At 49.6% G+C, this 18131-nt stretch carries 19 protein-coding genes, 1 tRNA gene and 1 pseudogene; 18 read left to right on the top strand and 3 right to left on the bottom strand.

All coding sequences use genetic code 11. The features are described from left to right. Positions 1 to 4: 4 nt before the first annotated feature. The 11 genes and pseudogenes from murD (at position 5) to VXK30_RS15875 (ending at position 10020) form a co-directional block, all read left to right on the top strand. The gene (murD, locus tag VXK30_RS15920) at positions 5 to 1390 is read left to right on the top strand and encodes a UDP-N-acetylmuramoyl-L-alanine--D-glutamate ligase (protein WP_275717670.1); all 1386 of its coding nucleotides are present in this window, start codon (positions 5 to 7) and stop codon (positions 1388 to 1390) included. Positions 1391 to 1471: 81 nt separating this feature from the next. After that, positions 1472 to 2488 carry a M42 family metallopeptidase gene (locus tag VXK30_RS15915; RefSeq protein WP_275717671.1) on the top strand — a complete coding sequence of 339 codons (1017 nt, stop codon included), beginning with the start codon at positions 1472 to 1474 and terminating at the stop codon, positions 2486 to 2488. Next, positions 2488 to 3531, top strand: a complete 1044-nt coding sequence (locus VXK30_RS15910) for a M42 family metallopeptidase (protein WP_275717672.1) — start codon at positions 2488 to 2490, stop codon at positions 3529 to 3531. The genes VXK30_RS15915 and VXK30_RS15910 overlap by 1 nt, the downstream gene beginning before the upstream one ends. Beyond that, positions 3524 to 4258, top strand: coding sequence for a GNAT family N-acetyltransferase (locus VXK30_RS15905; RefSeq protein ID WP_275717673.1), 735 nt, complete (start codon positions 3524 to 3526; stop codon positions 4256 to 4258). Before VXK30_RS15910 ends, VXK30_RS15905 begins: the two co-directional genes overlap by 8 nt. A gap of 9 nt (positions 4259 to 4267) precedes the next feature. After that, positions 4268 to 4342, top strand: a pseudogene (locus tag VXK30_RS17225) (hypothetical protein); the annotation flags it as partial. Between the two features lie 13 nt (positions 4343 to 4355). Further along, positions 4356 to 5627, top strand: a complete 1272-nt coding sequence (locus tag VXK30_RS15900) for a methionine gamma-lyase family protein (RefSeq protein ID WP_275717674.1) — start codon at positions 4356 to 4358, stop codon at positions 5625 to 5627. A gap of 45 nt (positions 5628 to 5672) precedes the next feature. Then, positions 5673 to 5758 (top strand) — tRNA-Leu (locus tag VXK30_RS15895). 427 nt (positions 5759 to 6185) lie between these two features. Further along, a complete protein-coding gene (locus tag VXK30_RS15890) occupies positions 6186 to 7088 on the top strand; it encodes a DUF4417 domain-containing protein (protein ID WP_275717675.1) in 903 nt (300 codons plus the stop codon). 164 nt (positions 7089 to 7252) lie between these two features. Further along, a complete protein-coding gene (locus VXK30_RS15885; RefSeq protein WP_275717676.1) occupies positions 7253 to 7498 on the top strand; it encodes a hypothetical protein in 246 nt (81 codons plus the stop codon). Between the two features lie 412 nt (positions 7499 to 7910). Beyond that, on the top strand, positions 7911 to 9266 hold the full coding sequence (locus VXK30_RS15880) for an MATE family efflux transporter (RefSeq protein ID WP_275717677.1): 1356 nt from the start codon (positions 7911 to 7913) through the stop codon (positions 9264 to 9266). A 268-nt stretch (positions 9267 to 9534) separates the two neighbouring features. Next, on the top strand, positions 9535 to 10020 hold the full coding sequence (locus VXK30_RS15875) for a hypothetical protein (protein ID WP_275717678.1): 486 nt from the start codon (positions 9535 to 9537) through the stop codon (positions 10018 to 10020). 107 nt (positions 10021 to 10127) lie between these two features. On the opposite strand, the gene VXK30_RS15870 is transcribed toward VXK30_RS15875, so the two are convergent. Both VXK30_RS15870 and VXK30_RS15865 read right to left on the bottom strand, forming a co-directional pair. Further along, the gene (locus VXK30_RS15870; RefSeq protein ID WP_275717679.1) at positions 10128 to 10874 is read right to left on the bottom strand and encodes a DUF3307 domain-containing protein; all 747 of its coding nucleotides are present in this window, start codon (positions 10872 to 10874) and stop codon (positions 10128 to 10130) included. Further along, positions 10867 to 11553, bottom strand: coding sequence for a SatD family protein (locus tag VXK30_RS15865; protein ID WP_275717680.1), 687 nt, complete (start codon positions 11551 to 11553; stop codon positions 10867 to 10869). The genes VXK30_RS15870 and VXK30_RS15865 overlap by 8 nt, the downstream gene beginning before the upstream one ends. Before the next feature lie 520 nt (positions 11554 to 12073). On the opposite strand from VXK30_RS15865, the gene VXK30_RS15860 reads away from it, so the two are divergent. The 3 genes from VXK30_RS15860 (at position 12074) to VXK30_RS15850 (ending at position 14006) form a co-directional block, all read left to right on the top strand. Next, positions 12074 to 12928 (top strand): CPBP family intramembrane glutamic endopeptidase, encoded by an 855-nt coding sequence (locus VXK30_RS15860; RefSeq protein ID WP_275717681.1) that lies wholly within the window; start codon positions 12074 to 12076, stop codon positions 12926 to 12928. Between the two features lie 33 nt (positions 12929 to 12961). Continuing rightward, entirely contained in the window at positions 12962 to 13366 is a 405-nt protein-coding gene (locus VXK30_RS15855; protein ID WP_275717682.1) for an FMN-binding protein, read from the top strand. Positions 13367 to 13697: 331 nt separating this feature from the next. Continuing rightward, the gene (locus VXK30_RS15850; protein WP_275717683.1) at positions 13698 to 14006 is read left to right on the top strand and encodes a hypothetical protein; all 309 of its coding nucleotides are present in this window, start codon (positions 13698 to 13700) and stop codon (positions 14004 to 14006) included. Positions 14007 to 14330: 324 nt separating this feature from the next. Here VXK30_RS15850 and VXK30_RS15845 read toward each other — a convergent pair whose 3' ends face one another. Continuing rightward, positions 14331 to 14513, bottom strand: coding sequence for an H-type small acid-soluble spore protein (locus VXK30_RS15845; RefSeq protein WP_275717684.1), 183 nt, complete (start codon positions 14511 to 14513; stop codon positions 14331 to 14333). A gap of 166 nt (positions 14514 to 14679) precedes the next feature. On the opposite strand from VXK30_RS15845, the gene VXK30_RS15840 reads away from it, so the two are divergent. The 4 genes from VXK30_RS15840 (at position 14680) to VXK30_RS15825 (ending at position 18103) form a co-directional block, all read left to right on the top strand. Beyond that, positions 14680 to 14874 carry a hypothetical protein gene (locus VXK30_RS15840; RefSeq protein WP_275717685.1) on the top strand — a complete coding sequence of 65 codons (195 nt, stop codon included), beginning with the start codon at positions 14680 to 14682 and terminating at the stop codon, positions 14872 to 14874. A gap of 168 nt (positions 14875 to 15042) precedes the next feature. After that, positions 15043 to 15723, top strand: a complete 681-nt coding sequence (locus VXK30_RS15835; RefSeq protein ID WP_329493119.1) for a helix-turn-helix domain-containing protein — start codon at positions 15043 to 15045, stop codon at positions 15721 to 15723. Next, positions 15720 to 16622 (top strand): IS3 family transposase, encoded by a 903-nt coding sequence (locus VXK30_RS15830; protein WP_329493117.1) that lies wholly within the window; start codon positions 15720 to 15722, stop codon positions 16620 to 16622. The genes VXK30_RS15835 and VXK30_RS15830 overlap by 4 nt, the downstream gene beginning before the upstream one ends. 215 nt (positions 16623 to 16837) lie before the next feature. Continuing rightward, entirely contained in the window at positions 16838 to 18103 is a 1266-nt protein-coding gene (locus VXK30_RS15825; RefSeq protein WP_329493747.1) for a 5-bromo-4-chloroindolyl phosphate hydrolysis family protein, read from the top strand. The last annotated feature ends 28 nt before the right edge of the window (positions 18104 to 18131 follow it).

Here is an 18131-nt window from a genome sequence, read left to right as displayed (position 1 = left end):
ATTTATGGATATTCAAAAATTTTACAGTTCGATACGGGGAAAGAGAGTGGCCTTCTGCGGCATCGGCGGAAGCAACCTGCCGCTGATCAAAATCTTTGCGCGGCGCGGGGCGGCCGTAACGGCCCGCGACCGGCGGACGGAGGAAAAGCTGGGCGAAACAGCCGGCGAGCTGAAAGAGCTGGGCGTCACGCTGAAGCTGGGGGAGGGCTATCTGGAAAATCTTGACGAAGACATCATTTTCCGTACGCCCGGCATGAAATATTATCTGCCCGAGCTGAACGCGGCCCGCGAGCGCGGCGCGGCGGTCACCTCTGAAATGGAGGTTTTCTTCGACCTGTGCCCCTGTAAAATTTTCGCGGTGACCGGTAGCGACGGAAAAACCACCACCACCACCATCCTTTCGGAAATGCTCAAAGCGGCCGGAAAAACCGTCCATCTGGGCGGAAACATCGGCAATCCCCTTCTGCCTGAAATCGAAAGCATTCATCCCGACGACGTGGCGGTGGTGGAGCTTTCCAGCTTCCAGCTGATTTCCATGCGCCGCAGCCCGGACGTCGCCGTGGTGACCAACGTCACCCCGAACCATCTGGACATGCATAAGGACATGCAGGAGTATATCGACGCGAAAAAGAATATTCTTCTGCACCAGAACGCCTTCGGGCGCGCGGTGCTCAACGCGGACTATGAAATTACGGCCGGCTTCGCAAAGGACGTCCGCGGCGACAGGCTGATGTTCAGCCGGAAGGGCAGATGCGCGCGCGGCGCGTGGCTTAACGATCAAAATGGAATCATCCTGTCGCTGGACGGGAAGGACATTCCCGTGATGAGCGCTTCGGAGATAAGAATCCCCGGCGGCCACAATATTGAAAATTACCTTGCCGCCGTCTGCGCCCTGTGGGGGACCGTCGGCACGGATGTGATGGTTCAGACCGCGCGCACCTTTTCCGGAGTGGAGCACCGCAACGAATTTGTGCGCGAGCTGGACGGCGTGAAATATTACAACGATTCCATCGGGACCACCCCGAGCCGCACGGCGAACGGAACCCTGAAGCTTTTCGACCGCAAGATCATTCTGATCGCGGGCGGCTACGACAAAAAAATCCCGTTTGACTCCTTCGGCCCCGCCGTGGCGGACAGCGTAAAGACGCTGGTGCTGATGGGCGCGACCGCGGACAAAATCGAGCGGAGCGTCAAGGCGGCGCCGAACTACCGGGAGGGCGGCCCGAAGATCCTCCGGGTGCGCTCGCTGGAAGAAGCGGTCCAGGCCTGCCGGGCCGAGGCGGTACCGGGCGACATCGTATCCCTTTCGCCGGCCTGCGCCAGCTTCGACATGTTCCCGAACTACGAAACGCGCGGAGAGGAATTCAAAAAACTGGTGGAACGGCTGTAATCCGGCCGTTTTCCCTTTACATAGATCAACACAGTAAAAAACTGACCAGTCAGGAATATAGCAGATAACGGAGTGAATACCATGGATGAACTGAAGAGGCTTGTTTTTCGCCTCTGCGCAGCTCCCGGCACGCCGGGGGACGAAAACGCCGCGGCAAAAACGGCGGTAAAAGAGCTTTCCCGATACGCACAGGCCCGTATTGACAAGATGGGCAACGTGATTGCGAAAATGGGGAAGCCCGGCGCGGAAAAGCATATTCTGCTTGACGCGCATATCGATCAGATCGGACTGATCGTGACCAATATTGATAAACATGGATTTATCCGGGTTGGCCGCAGCGGCGGGGTGGACCGCCGCGTAATGCCGGGCAGCCCGGTCACCATTTACGGCAAGGAAGTGCTGACCGGCATCGTCTGCTGCACGCCGCCCCACCTTTCGGACGGCAGCGAGGACAGGGTGCTTCCGGTGGAAAAAATGGCGGTGGACGCGGGGCTTTCCCGGGAAGAAGCGGAAAAGCTGATCCGTCCTGGCGACCGGATTCTGTTCCGTGCCGCGCCGAAAAGCCTTCTGGGCACGCGGGTAACCGCCCCCGGGCTGGACGACCGCGCGGGCGTCGCCGCGCTGGTCCGCTGCGCGCAGCTGCTTTCCGGCTGCGATCTCGGCTGTGAAGTCACCCTTCTTTTCAGCAGCCGGGAGGAGGTCGGCGGTCAGGGCGCTTTGACGGGCGCCTATTCCGTCAACCCGACCCATGCGGTGATCGTGGACGTCAGCTTTGCCAAACAGCCGCATGTCCCTCCGGAAAAATGCGGGAAGCTGGGCGGCGGCCCGATGATCGGCATCGCGCCCCCGCTCGACCGTGAAATGGCCGGCGGGATGATCGAAACGGCGAAAAAGAACGGGATTCCCTATAAGCTCGACGTGATGGGCGGCTCGACGGGAACGAATTCCGACGGGATCGCGGCGACGCGACGGGGCGTGAAGGCGGAGCTGGTTTCCATCCCGCTCCGGTACATGCACACGCCGGTCGAGGTCGTCGACCTTACGGATCTGGAAAATACCGCAAGGCTGATCGCGGAATACATCAAGGGGGTGGAGTGATGGACTGGAAGCTTCTGGAGCGCCTGTGTACGGCGCGCGGCATTTCCGGACAGGAGGACGAAGTGCGGAAGATCATTCTCGAGGAGATCAAACCGTACGCCACGAGCATTGAAACCACTCCGCTCGGCAGTCTCATCGTCTTTAAAAAGGGCGCGAAACGCCCCAAAACCAAGCTGATGCTGAACGCCCATATGGACGAGGTCGGTATGATCGTGACCGATATTACGGACGACGGCCTTTTGAAATTCGAACCCGTCGGCGGCATAGACCGCCGCGTCCTCTGCGGCAGGCCGGTCACGGTCGGCGCGGAGGTCGGCGCGGAGGTCGGCGGGGTGATCGGCGCAAAGCCGATTCATCTTCTGGAAGAGGAAGAAAAGGAAAAGTCCGTGCCGGTGAAGGAATTATATATCGATATCGGCGCGAAGGACCGGGAAGAAGCGGAGCGGTATGTCGCCCCCGGGGACCCGGTCACCTTCGACTCTGTTTTCGACACGGCCCACGGCATGATCAAGAGCCGCGCGCTCGACGACCGGGCCGGGTGCGCCATGCTCATCCATATGATTCAGAGCGAGCAGAAATACGATCTGTATTTTGTGTTCGCCGTACAGGAGGAAACCGGGCTGACGGGTTCCCGGACGGCGGCCTTTGCGGTGGAGCCGCAGGCGGCGATCGTTCTGGAAAGCACCACGGCGGCGGATGTGGCCGGGGTGGATAAAGAAAACCGGGTCTGCTTTGTCGGCGGCGGCGCGGTGATCTCCTTTATGGACAAGCGTACGATTTACGATAAGGAATACTATCATCTGGCGTTTCAGGCGGCGAAAAAGGCCGGGGTAAGCTGCCAGCCGAAACGGGCTGTCGCGGGCGGAAACGACGCCGGCGCCATCCACGTTTCCCGCGGAGGGGTAAGAACCGTTGCGGTTTCCCTCCCGTGCAGGTACCTGCACTCCGCGGTGAGCCTGATAGCACAGGAGGACTTCATTTCCGCGCAGAAGCTTGTTTGTGAGCTTGCGGACAGGATTGCGGGCGAGGAACAAGATGATTAAAAAAGTAGAATATGAAGAGGCCCTTTCCCCGTTCGGCGCGACAGTGTTTGGGTGTCAGATCCTTTCCACCGCACAGGCCTACGGCCTGAACGAACCGTTTGCCCAGTTCTGGGTGCAGGAGGAAACCGGTACGCTGCTGTGCAAGCTGGACGATACGGTGATTCTGGACGCCGGGGAAGCGGATTTTGAGGAATTGGCCGATTTTATCCGTATGACGGGTGCGGACCGTTTGCTCTGCGGCTCCGACGCGGCGCGGAAAATCGGGTTCCCGGTTACAAAGCGCGGGCAGATCATGCGTTATGACAATGCTTCGCCCGTGCAGCCGAGGTCCCCGTTTGAAGCGAACCCCAGCTTGCGCGACATTCACGCGCTCCTTTCGGCCTGCGCTTCGGAAAGCTTTACGCCGCCGGAGTTCGAGCCGTTTTATATGGATATGTCCCACCGCATCCGTCACGATACCGCCGTGACGGCGGGAATCCGTCAGGGGGACAGGCTGGTTTCCTGCGCGATCTGTTCCACCCGGACGGAACAGACGGCCGTGCTGTCGGCGGTCTGCGTGGACCCTGAACATCGAAGAAAAGGTCTGGGGCATGAAACGCTTTCCGCGGTGATTTCCCAGCTGCCGGGCAAAAGGATTTTTATTTTGCGCGCTCAGGATGAAAACGAGGATTTCTACCGCTCCTATGGCTTTTCCGGATGCGGGGAATTTTCAGAAATGAAGATTTGATATCTTCAGCATGCGGGCGGGCTGACTCCGCTTCTGGGCCGGGACGGCAAGCCCGTGGTCCGTTTTGTCAATGATGAGGAATAGTTGAGGAACAAACATGCTTTACCCTTCTTTCACAATCGATCAAAAGATAAAGGACGCCGCGGAAAAGGCGTCGAAAATGATTGCGCCGGTTCTGGAAAGAATTGACGGGACTACCGATTACAATCAGCAAAAAATGATCGCGGCGTTTCATCGGGCGGGGGTCAGCGAAAGCCATTTTGCGGCGTCCACCGGTTACGGTTACGGCGACCGCGGGCGCGACGCGCTGGACGCGGTTTATGCCGCGGCGCTCGGCGCTCAGGACGCGCTTGTGCGCTGCAATTTCGTCAGCGGCACCCACGCGCTGACGGTGGCGCTGTTCGGGGTGCTGCGCCCGGGCGACATCATGCTCAGCGTAACGGGGATTCCCTACGACACCCTGCGCGGGGTCATCGGCCTTACCGGCGACGGCAACGGCTCCTTAAAGGAGTTTGGCATCCGGTACGAACAGCTGGAGCTGAAAGCGGACGGGACGCCTGATTATGAGGAAATCGGGCGGCGGGTCAATCCCAAAATCAGGATGGTCTATATCCAGCGCTCGTGCGGATACAGCCTGAGGCCCTCCCTTTTTGTGGAGGATATTGAAAAAATAGCGAAGATCGCAAAATCCAAGGCGCCGGACTGCATCGTGATGGTGGACAACTGCTACGGCGAATTCGTCCAGACGGCGGAACCGGTGGGCCGCGGGGCGGACCTGATGGCCGGTTCGCTGATCAAAAATCCGGGCGGCGGCGTCGCGCCTACCGGGGGGTATATCGCCGGGCGAAAGGATCTGGTGGAAAGCTGTTCCTACCGCCTGACCACGCCGGGCACCGGCCGCGAAATCGGCGCGACCCTCGGCAACAACCGGGAGCTGTTCATGGGCGCTTTCCACGCGCCGCACGTCACCGGCGAAGCGCTGAAAACCGCCTCGTTTACCGCGGCGCTGTTCAGCCTTTTCGGATACGACGTCACCCCGAAGTATGACGAGCCGCGCGCCGATATCATCCAGGCCGTGCTGCTGCGCGGGGAAGAGGCGCTGATCGCTTTCTGCAAAGGGGTGCAGAAGGGCGCTCCCGTGGATTCCTTTGTGACCCCGGAGCCTTGGGATATGCCCGGCTACGACTGCAAGGTCATTATGGCGGCGGGCGCGTTCACGCTCGGCGCTTCCATTGAGCTTTCCGCGGACGCGCCCCTGCGCGAGCCTTACGCCGCGTGGATGCAGGGCGGGCTGAACTACCACAGCGGCCGTCTCGGTGCGATGCTGGCCGCCCAGTCCATGCTGGAGCAGGGGATTCTGGGCGGATAAAGGGCTTGCAAAAAAGCTGTTATTACGGTATAATAGCTTTCGCACGCGGATATGGTGGAATTGGCAGACACGCCAGATTTAGGTTCTGGTGAGTAACCCTCGTGCAGGTTCAAGTCCTGTTATCCGCACCAAAATGGCGGTTCGGCCCGAAGGGCCGGACCGCTATTTTTGTACGATGACCGGCGAAAATCTGCCGGCGCAGGTCCGGAGAAATGGCTGGGGAATTTATTGCAGAAAGAAGAACTGAGGGACTCGCGGAACGCGGGCGGAATGTGCCAATACCTTCAAGTCCTGTTATCCGCACCATTGCGAATGACCCTCGAGTGGTCATAACGACAAAGGCAAGCTGATGATATGTCAGCCTGCCTTTGTTTTCTGCCATTATTAGGTTTAATTTATTAAAAAATATCTTGAAATTACCCTTATATCAAAAGTTTATGATAATATATCTTTATAAATCTAAATAATGTTGCCCTTTTCAATGCAATTCTTATCCTTTTTGGGGGTATATGTGGAGGCATATTTTTTGCCTACTAAACTTTCCAAAGGGTGAAAAGTGTGACTAGTGAAGAATTCAGAAGCAACCCGTTGTTTCTGAGAAATCAATTCAAGAGTGATGGGGTCTTTGAAATGCCAATTATTTGTCGGCAGAACATTGACCTCAAAGATGTTCAACTGATTGGTTATGACCAAATTAAACCCGGCGATAAAGCTAATGAGCAAAGTTTTGTCCACTTTTTTTTGGATGATTACAAATTTGAAGTCGTCTGGAATGATCCTGAGCCGCGTCTTGAAAAACTTAGTCAGTACAAAGGGGTATTGTCACCTCAATTTAGCGCCTATTATACCATGCCGGTATCGTTGCAAATTTACAACACATTCCGTTCGAGGTGGTGCGGTGCATACTTACAGTCTAAAGGATTTACGGTAATCCCTACCGTGTATTGGGGACAACCTCAAAGCTATTGGTATTGTTTTGATGGAATCGAAAAGAACTCCGTTGTTGCACTTTCTACATTGGGTGTAAAAAAAGAAAAGGATTTTTTTCTACAAGGCTACAACGAAATGCTCCGACGTATTGAGCCGAAAGCGGTTATTTGCTACTGTGATCCGTTTCCCGAAATGAAGGGCCATGTTATCAAGGTTGATTACTCCAAAACTAACAATCTGCCACATAAAAAGACTTTTTACGGGTTTGTGGATAATAGCTGTTACAAAGCAGGATCGACACAGTTGCTTGAGGAACCAAAAGAAGTCAACGGACATTATGTAATTAAAACAGGCGGATATGTTATCACATCCGGATTCGGCGGAGGAGGGGGAGGTAGTCGGACATGGGGCAATCGTGAAGCGCTCCCTGATCACTTTGACAGACATGGCAATGATTTTGGTGCTCCAAATGAAGAAAATTATGCACAACAGGCAAATAGGTTTTTCAGGAGCGAGATCGCTATCAAGTGAAAACAGATATGGATGGTATTATCAGAGTTTATGATCCTGAAACAAATACTTTTGGATCATATAATTCTGATGGAACAACCAGAACTTTCTTTAAACCACGCGGCGGCCAAAAGTACTTTGATAACCAGCCTGGAGAATAAATTTAATTATTGGAGGTATAACTAATGAAGAATATCTGTCCTGTATGTAAATATGATGGACTGTTAAATCCCGCTTATGACAATCGTGGCGTAGGTTCTGATGAAGTTTGTCCCTGCTGCGGATTTCAATTTGGGTGCGACGACTTTCCAAATAAAGATGAATCTATTGCAAAATGGCGTAAACATTGGATTAGTTTAGGATGTAAATGGTTTTCAAGAAAAGCACTGCCGCCCATTGACTGGAATGCAGAAGAACAGATGAAAAGATAATTGCTTTCTATATTTATAGACCGCTTTACTTTTAATGTAATATTCGTTTGCCTGATGCCGAAAACCTTTATTTTATGCAGATTCCTGAGTTTGTCGTTATGAACACTCGTACCACTAGCAGAGCCGTCGAACTTGACGACTCTGCTCTCTCTTTCTCTTGATTTCTTCGATTTTCCCGCGTATGCTTGCTTTTTGAGTAAGAAAATGTTGGAAGAGCTCGTGTTGACAGTTGCTGTATTCCATGATATAATTTTTTTGAACTCAAGTCATAAGGTGATTTGAGCGTTTCATCGGAGGGCTTTATCTTAGAATTAGAGCCGGATAAGATGTCGGGAGATTCCCGGTATTTTATCCGGCTTTTTTGCTGGCCGGAAACGCGCTCGACGAGTATATTTTTTAGGAGGACCTTTGCATGCAGTCTCAACAAAACGATAAACAATTTGTTAAATATGTTATTCCAGCCGTTATCGGAATGGTGGTACAGGCTCTTTATGTTATTTTAGACGGTATTATTGTGGGACAGGGGATTGGTGAAATCGGGCTTGCCTCAGTTAATATCGCGTTTCCCTGCAGCATGGTGGTCATCGCGCTGGCTATGCTGATTGCGAGCGGCGGCGCAAATGTATATTCATTTTATAAAGGGCAGGGGGAAGCCGGCAAGGCCAACAATATTTTCAACCAATGCTTAACGCTGGCCGTTTCCATTGGGGCGGTAATAGCCTTGTTAGGCTTCTTCTTCCGTCAGCCGCTGGCGGTGTTTTTTGGTGCAGACGAGATGCTGTTGCCTTCCACCGTAGCGTATTTGAAATGGATCGCGCCATTTTCACTGCTGCAAATGCTTGTTTGCCTTCTTGCGGTATTCGTCCGTAACGACGACGCCCCGCGGCTGGCCATGTTCGCGTCCGTTACCGGAGCGGTCATCAATGCCATCCTTGACGTCATTTTTATCCTTATTTTAGATTTTGGTATTGAAGCCGCAGCTATAACAAACGGGATTGGAATGCTGATAGAGCTTACATTTTATACTGCTCATTTTGCAAGAAAGCGAGGCGTTTTGCGGATTCGCGCGCCTCATTTTGATATCACCGATGTTAAACGCGTGCTCGGCAATGGGTTTGCCACTTTTCTTATGGAATTCAGCCTTCCTGCCGTCACGTTTTCCTTTAACCTGGCGATCATGCGTACGCAAGGAACGCTTGGGGTAACCGCCTACTCGATCGTCGGGTACGTTTGCTCTATAATCAACATGACGTTGATTGGTGTTACCCAGGGCGCTCAACCCCTCATGAGTTTTTACCACGGCAGCGGGGACACTGCGGCTTTTGACCGGGTATACCGTCTTGGAGTCCGCACCAATCTCATTGTCCCGGCGGTATTGGTCAGCCTTTGTATTGCGTTCAGTGGCGGCATTGTAACCCTGTTTCGTGGAGGCAACCCGGAGCTGACAGCCTTGACGACTCGAATGCTCCGTCTTTACCCGATTGCGCACATCGCTATCGGTCCAACGCTCATGAATATCCTCTATTTTCAAACTACGGAGCGCAACGCATTTTCGACGTTGATCTCCTTCCTGCGTTGCATCGGCTTTGTTCAGATATTTCTGTTGCTCTCACTGTTCGTTTTCGACGGAAAGGGGCTTTATCTCACCTTCCTTGCCGGTGAAGCGTGCCATGTGTTCATTTCTCTGATTTTGGTAAGACGGGTAAAGCGAACCGAGAAAAAGGGACTTGATGAGGACACGGAACGCCGCATAACCGTCCACACTTGATCGAAGCTGCCCGCATGGAAGGACAATAGCGAAAAATGCTCGGAGACAATAAACACATGTGACTTTGCAAGGTTTATTGGTGTAAATACTGATTTGTGATTGCCCTCAAACCATTGATATTACTGGGTCCTTAAAAAATGCTGTAAGAACACTCGCACTACGAATTACCCCTCGAATGTTCATAAGGACAAAAACAGGTTGGCTTATTCCAACCTGTTTTTGTTTGTGGTACAATATGCACATACCATGAAAGGGATGGGTCAAATTAATGGAATCTACAACAGATAGATTTTGGAGCTCCTTCCAGAACAATTTTTCAAATTTAAGAATTGCAATAGAAGAGGCCTGTGAAGATTTGAATTCGCCCGGGAAAAAACAGAAAGTTTTTGATTCTTTGAATAATACAATCCATAGCTTATTGGATTATTGGGAGCGGGTAAAGAAAGACAGTAATATATCTGCTGAAACCAAAAAGAAAATGCGTGCCTTTGCTTACGCGAATAATAAACTGAAGCATGAATATGATTTGGTTTCTATTGAAGACAGAAAAGGTGGATTTTCATTTCCTATTACGTTTCCTTTAAAAATTGAAAAAGTTCGATATAAATGGTCTGATTTAGACTATATCCATAGAGAAAGTTCCAATCAGAAAAATGATTTTCAACAATATTGCCGCTTTTTAAAACAAAAGGAAATTATCAGCAGTTTAGAAGATATCTCATCGTTGATTGGACCTGATTCAAAGGATAAATAGCTGACAGATAAAAACATATACCATGTAATACCCGCTTACTCATGCCGAAAGGCCCTGTTGCGGGTTCTACAAGAACACTTAAAGGTTTCGCCGTTCTGACCACATCATCATTTGCATAACAGTAAATATGTAAGAATTACAAGTAACGTACTTAACAAGGTGCCAAGCAAATAATATTCGGCAAATGACGGCTCTTTCGATATTTTATCATATCGGGCAACTGATTTTGCGGTTAATACCAATCCTATCGCGGCATATTGATTTACACTCAATAGCAGTACGATGATCATCCTTTCAAGTGTTCCAATAAACGCCCCGACATTTTTGATGGTTTTATCGCTGCTTCCATCTTTGCTGCCTGGCTTGTATTGGGACAATATTTTCTTAATCGTGATGTTAGCAGGCTTACAAACAATCAAAATAATACAGGACCATCTTAAAGCGGTCATACCGTTATCAGTAAATATGCTCAGAAAACTTTTCGCTTCAGGTAAAACCGCTATATTGTAATTGCAGTATTTGAAAATGATTACCGTAATTATCAGTGACAAAATGTGTATCCATTGATCCGTGCAATAAACAATTGATTCTGAGACGGAATTATCATATTTACTATAGAGATACTTAACCGAATCGATCAAAAAGTGTAAAACGGATAAGACGAAAACTGCGATAGCAATTTGCATAGACCATATTAAGATAGTGCCCACACAGAATACGGCAGCATAAAGGATACTATGAAGCACAACATACTTGTACTTGAAGATCTTCTTCTCGGAAATTGTATCGGTTTGGAGATAGAAATCTCCAAGTACATGAAGAAGTACAAAGAGGATCAATAAATTTTTATACACCGTTATCCTCCTTTATATCCGATAGAACTTTCGCAATGGTTTCTATCGCTTTTCGATAAGTGTAGTAATTTGCAGAGGATAATGCTTTTTGTACATTGGATTGATTGATGTTTAGGATTCTTGCTGTATCCTTTTGCGTACCGCCGGTTTTTAAATAGGAATTGATAATTTCGACTTGACGAGGTGTCCACGTTTCTTTTATTGTCGTTAATAATGAAAAAACGGTATTGATTAATTCGGACATATCAGGATTGCCCTGTACTTCAATTCTGACATTAACCTTTGACTCCATTTTCTTTTTTTCAGATGCCTTTAGTCCGTCGATCATTTTTCTTGCATTATAATAGGCCGGGCCATCGGCTCCCAACGGCATATTGGAATTGATATCCGTGGTTATTTCTCCAACGCCAATGCCAAACCGCAATTGAATTGGGTGCATTTCCCTTTCGATTTTGTCAATAATGAATATCGCGGAGGAACCTGCTTTTAAAAGCCCCTGAAACTCGTCACCAAGGGTTATCATGAATTTTGAAGCGATGTTGTCCCGGTACTCATGATTGATTGCATCCAATACTTCTTTGAGACGGATCTGCACAGCACGTCTGTTTTCTAACTGCTTTGAGTTTTTGATATCTCCGATTATGGCAACCAATGGATTGTAATCAAAGGAAAAGAACATTGAAAACACCTCTGTTGTTGATTATAACTTTCTTTTGGGAACACGTCAATAAAATATGCGCTTATCAGCATATATTTTATGATTATGTGCAGTTAGTAATGTTTTATTATATTATGCGCTAAAAGGGATGTTAATATACAATATGCGCTTAAATGCGCATATTGTATAGCCCTGCTGAATAATGGATGCGCCGACAATGGAATGCCCGTTGAAACGCCACTGATTCTTGGTGTAACACCGCTGATGAGGGAATAGAATACAGAACCGGCAAAGACTAACTTCGCGACGTGGTTACGCAGGTCACGGTAACTGACAGAACGATATAATAAGGATTTTCGGACGAGATCCTGCTTCTTAACTGCCTGTAAGACTTGGATATTACTGGCTTTTTCCATAAATGCTGTAAGGACACCCCACCATAATATTTTGTCTTGCAAACGCAGTCGACTTTTTTTCTTTCGTATGATAAAATATAATAAAAAATAATGTGCGATTTTCATTATTCAGAGGGGAGCATAGCATGATAAAAAATAAACGATCGAATCCATTGAGGTCCATCCTTGTTATCTATTTGGTATGCTTTGTGTTCAGGACCATTGAATATATGATTATTCGCACGGATCAAGGCATTTTCGGTGAGGCGTTTATACATAAACTGATGGGCATCATCGTGCTCATGCTGGCGCTGCGGTATTTTTCACTCAAATGGCCTGAAATAGGATTTACGGGTAAATCAGTAATAAGAAATGCGCTCTTTGGCTTGCTGCTGGGTGCGGCCGTGTTCATGGTTGCCTATGGAACCGAATTCTTCCTGCAACTGTCGGGAGGCAATAGCCCCTCGCTGCAAGCTTATGTGACCAGCTACGCGATCGACGGCAACCAGGGTAGGCAAACCGGTTTGTTGTTTTTTGCCTTTTGTATTATGGGCAACCTTATCAATGTGACTATGGAGGAAGGGATATTCCGCGGCCTGTTTGTTAAGCTGCTGGAAGTTAAATACTCTTCTCTGAAAGCGATCGTTCTTTCTTCCGTCCTCTTTGGCGTCTGGCATATCGCGGCGCCTGTGCGCAGTTTTCTGGATGGAGAAATAAGCTCAACCGGAGCGATCATGTCCGCCTTCCTGCTCATTTTGACAGCAGGAATCGCCGGAACGAAATTCGGCCTGCTGACCAAAATCACCGGATCGCTTTGGATGCCGATGGCTGACCACTTCTTCAACAATACGATTATCAATATTTTGCATGTTGTAACGATTTCCGGAGCAGATGAATTACAGGTCGTACGTATTTCGATTGCTCAGGCGGTGTCGTTCCTCATTGTTCTTTTCATCTATTGGAAAAGCGGAGCATCGCACAAACAGACGTTTCGTGCATAACCGCGTGACGGGTAACCGATTGAGGAGGCTAATATGCAAAGGAAAAAAATACTTCTGTGGGCAGTTGTTGTTTTACTGGTGATTGGGATTGTGTATGGCGGCAGATATTTTATGGAACTTAGAAATTATAGGCAGGGGATAGCAGATATCCATGTCCAAAATATAGATTTATCAGCAATCCCGGATGGGGAATATTTTGGCGACTGCGATGTCGACTTTATCCGTGTCAGAGTCCGTGTCCTGATGAAGGAGGGCAAAATGCAGGAGCTTGAATTGCTGGAACACTACAACGAGCGGGGAGAAGCGGCAAATGTATTGCCGTCCAGAATGCTGGAAGAGCAGCGCATAGATGTGGATACGATATCCGGGGCTACGTCTTCCAGCAAAGTTATCCAGCAGGCCGTGTACAATGCGTTGACGGGAAAACGTGCAGAGTAAGCGTATCTATCATTTTTACCCGGACCAGGAAAGAAATTAGGAAAGCCGCATGGATGCCGGCTCTCCTGATTTCTTTTGCGCTGAAGCTGCAGCAGAAAGCCGCCCTTGTTTACGGGGCGGCAGAGAAACCAAAGGCATCATGAAAGATTACTATATAATATGGGGATCGTTGACCGCTTGTCAATATGGCTGTTAGGGATCCCGGACAGGCAGATACAAAAAGTGATCGGATTTTATAAAAGGACGGCTCCTGCCGGAAAGCAAAAGGGAACCATTTTGTACGGCCAAAAAAGATTTTGGACGAATATTATAAAATGCAAGGAGTGATTTTATGGAAAAGTCAGATTTCATAACAGCACTAAAGAATATCAAATATAGAAAATCATTCGCTGACAGAAAGGGGAATATCAATGGCATCAGTATGAGGACAACTGATTTAGCAATTGAAGCCCTTGAAAAGCAGATACCGAAAAAGCCGATAGCAAATATATCCGATGTTCCTGTTCGGATCGATCATGTTATGTTCAGACCGGGGGTTGCATTTTATACTTGCTTAATCTGTGGAACGCCTACGGCACCCACACAGCAATATTGCGTTGAATGCGGCCAGCGCTTCGATTGGAGTAAAAGCGGCGGATGAGGCTTCGGAGTAATCCGAAGCCCTCATTTTTTATGATGGTGTTTGTTCTTTGCCGGTTTTAGAAAAACCACAATGCAGCCCAGTACCAGTCCGAGAAGCATTGACAATATGAACTTCATAGATAGCACAACTCCTTTATAATTTATTGTACTCTTTTTCTTCAAAACCTTAGATACCTCCGATTGGCTTCCGGGAGGTTTTTTGCTTGGATATACCGTATACCAACATGATCGATCGGCTTATTTTATCGGTGGTATTGTAAATTCCTTCGGTAAAAACGGCCCTCTCAGCTGCTTTTTGGCAGCCGGGAGGGCTTTCTGCTCTTTATTTGTTCTCCGTCAGGCTGGATACGGGTACATTGATCTTGGTAACCGGATCGTTAAGATAATGTACCACACAGCATTGATCGGGTTCATTCAGCCTTTCCATATAGACTTTATTCCCGTTATGAATCACATTTGCCATAACAGGCGATGAGATAATTTCTCTTGCACGTTGATTATCCATAATAAACACCCCTATATTAGCATGTCTTTTTTCTAATCATAAATTCACGGAAACGGCAAAGAAATTAAGCATCGTTTTATCTTATTCAAATATTATAAATCAATTGAACATAATGCCTTCACAATTACGTGATATATTTACAGTAATGATTTAGGAGGCATTTTATATGATGATAATGGCTGGTATAATTTTAGCCTTGTTGGCGATAACATATTTCAGTATAAAAAATCAGTATCGGAATTTGAATGCGGCATATGTGAAAATCCGTCCGGATGCAATGGAGCTTCTAAACGAGCGATTTGACAATGGCGAGATCAGTTATGAAGAATATCGAATATTAAGGAATCAACTGCTGAAATAGAGAGCAAATTCCTCGCCCGCTTACAGTGGCGGCGGGAGGAATTCGGGGACCGGCGCAACAGGTACGAGGCACCGCATAAAGGAAAGCCGCATCGGAAGGAATGATATGCTACCCCCAGATAGGACAGTGAAATAAAAAAGCACTGTTCTTCAGTCTGGGGGTAAAATTATGCCGAATAGGAAGAAGACAACAGCCGAAGAAAAGATCCGTATTGTAGAATTGTATTTGTCAGGCAAAATTGGATACAGCGAAGCAGGAAAACAGGCGGGAGTAGATTGCAAGACGATTGCGCGTTGGGTCAGTCGGTACAAGACGGAAGGGCCTGCGGGGTTTCTGACCCACGGACACGACCGGGCATACGGCAAGGAAACGAAACTATCGGCAGTTTTGGATTATCTTGCTGGGAAAGGTTCTCTTCAGGAAATCTGCGAAAAGTACGGAATCCGTGATACCCGGCAGCTCAGGGATTGGCTGAGGGTATATAATTGTCATGAAGACTTCAGGATACATACGGGAGGGAGTCGCATGACGAAGGGCCGGGATACAACCGCGAAAGAACGGATGGAGATCGTAAAAGCGTGTATCGTCAACGGGAATGATTACGGCGGTACAGCGCTTAAGTATCGAGTTTCTTACCAGCAGGTTTACACCTGGACGAGGAAATACCGAAATATGGGCAGGGCGGGGCTGGAGGACCGGCGGGGACACCGGGCCGGGACGCTTCCGAGCCGGACGCCGGAAGAAGAACTCAGAGACAAGGTTGCTCAGCTTGAACGGAAAAACTATGATCTGGAAATGGAGAACGCTCTGTTAAAAAAAGTGAAGGAATTGGAGAGGAGGCGACGTTGAGCTTCATCAGGCATCCGGCGGCTTACGGCGCGGTAAGCACGCTGTCTGCGGAACGGGTATTCCCTGTTTGGAAACTCTGCGGCTTTCTGCACATCACGCGCTCGGCGTATTACAGATGGCTGAAGCACCCGAAAAGCAGCCGCGAGTTGGAAAACGAACTCATCGCAGGCGAGGTCGAGAAAATCCATAGCCTGCATACGGATATGGGATACCGCAGAATACGGGATGAGTTGGACAGGCATCATGGCATTCATGTCAACGACAAGCGAGTACTCCGCATCGACCGTGCACTTCATATTCAGTCCAGCGTCAAATACCGTCGGCACGGGTGCACAAAAAGTGCGGCATCGCCGGAATACATTGCCAAAAACTATTTGAACCGCAAATTTTATGCGGACGCTCCGAACCGAAAATGGTTGACCGATGTAACGGAATTCAAGTATTTCATCGGCCCGGAAATCCGCAAGGTTTATCTGAGCGCTATTCTGGACTTGTACGACCGGCGCATCGTTGCCTATGCCGTAGGCGATCATAATGACAACAGGTTGGTATTCAATACGCTGGATGCTGCCGTGGCCGCTAATCCGGACGCACACCCGCTATTTCACAGTGACCGGGGGTACCAGTATACCAGCCGTTCTTTTCACTCGAAATTGCATGCCGCCAAGATGAAGCAAAGCATGTCCAGAGTGGCGCACTGTATTGACAATGGGCCGATGGAAGGCTTTTGGGGTATCCTCAAACGGGAAATGTACTATGGACGCAAATTCACCGACCGGAAACAGATCACGCAAGCCATTTCAGAGTATATTTACTTTTACAACTACCGGCGACTGCAGCGCCGATTGTCTGTTATGACACCCATGGAGTTCCATGCACAGTACGCAAAAGCTGCGTAAAAATTGCTGCCCGCCGGTTCCGGCGGACAGCAGTCCTAAAAATCTTTTTATTTTTTCATTGTCCTCTTGACGGGGTGCACACCAGGAAATCCGATGCGGCTCTTTTCTTGAAAGTCATTCATTTAAGGGACCGTGTTCACTGCAGCCGCGAACATCCGCCGGCAGGCGCGCGAAATATTCAGGAGAAGTTGTTATTTCATGTTAAATGATTTATAATGAAAAAAACACTGTCCATCTGTGCACGGGGCTGCACAGCGGGTTCTCTGGAGGAAGCAATGCGGAACAAATACGATAAATATAATATTGGGAGAGAAGTCGGACGAGCCGTGCGGCGTGCCGTGCGCTCCGGCAATTTTGAAGAAATCGGCCGGGCGGTGGACAAGAGCGTCCGGAAGTTTACCGGCGAGGATGATGAAGACCTTCGCAGCGGGAACGATGCGGGTCAGCGCCCGGCTTATACCTACGGCCGGGCATCGCAGGATACGCGGGCTGCCTACCGGGAACCGTCCGTCCGTACCGCGTTCCGGAGCAGGATGCCGGGGGGAATTTCCGGCCTTGTTTATGCAATCGTCGGCGCCAGTGTGGGAATTCCGATGCTGATCGCGGACATTTCGGTCCTCATGGTAGGCGTTACCGGATATATGACTTTATCGGATTTTGCCGTGGCCTTTTCCGTTTTAATACCCATTACGCTGGCCGTTTTCGGCATGATGGGCTACGGAATCGCCCTGCGCCGCCGTGCGCGCCGCTTTGCGCGGTACCGCGAGGCGATGGGCAGCGCGGCTTTCTGCACGGTGGCCAAGCTGGCCGACACGGCCGGAGTGACGCAGGAACGCGCGAAGAAAGACCTTAAAAAGATGATCGTCAGCGGCGCATGCCCGCAGGGGCATCTGGACCGCGATGAAACCTGCTTTATGGTGGACGACAAGACGTATGGCGAGTATCTGGAAGCGGAGAGGGCCTATGCCGCCCGCACGGAAGCCGCACGGACACAAGAGGCGAAACAGGCGGACCCGAAGGAAGCGGAGCTCGCGGCCGTCAGGGAAGAGGGCAACGGGTATCTGCGGCAGATCCGCGCCGCAAACGACGCCCTGTCGGGCGAGGTGATCTCCGGAAAGCTGGACCGGCTTGAAAACGTGACGGCCCGCATTTTTGAGTGTGTGCGGAAGCATCCCGAAAAGCTGCCGGACATCCGCCGGTTTATTCGTTACTATATGCCCACGACCCTGAAGCTGGTGAAGTCTTACGAAGAGTTTGAAACACAGCCGGTACAGGGGGAAAATATTACCAGAGCCAAGGAGGAAATCGAGCGGGCGCTGGATACGGTCAACAAAGCCTTTGAAAACCTGTTGGATGCCCTGTTCGCCGACGACGCGCTTGACGTTTCCGCGGATATTTCCACGCTGGAAACCATGCTCAAACAGGAGGGCCTGACCGGCAGCGACTTTGCGAAAGAGCCGGACGAAAGCAAACTTTCTTAAAAGGAAACCGAATGATAAAGAATTATTA

This window comes from Caproiciproducens sp. CPB-2 (assembly GCF_036287215.1).
Lineage (GTDB): Bacteria > Bacillota > Clostridia > Oscillospirales > Acutalibacteraceae > Caproiciproducens.
Note: the sequence above shows the minus strand (reverse complement) of the source record. Positions and strands in the feature narration are given on the sequence as shown.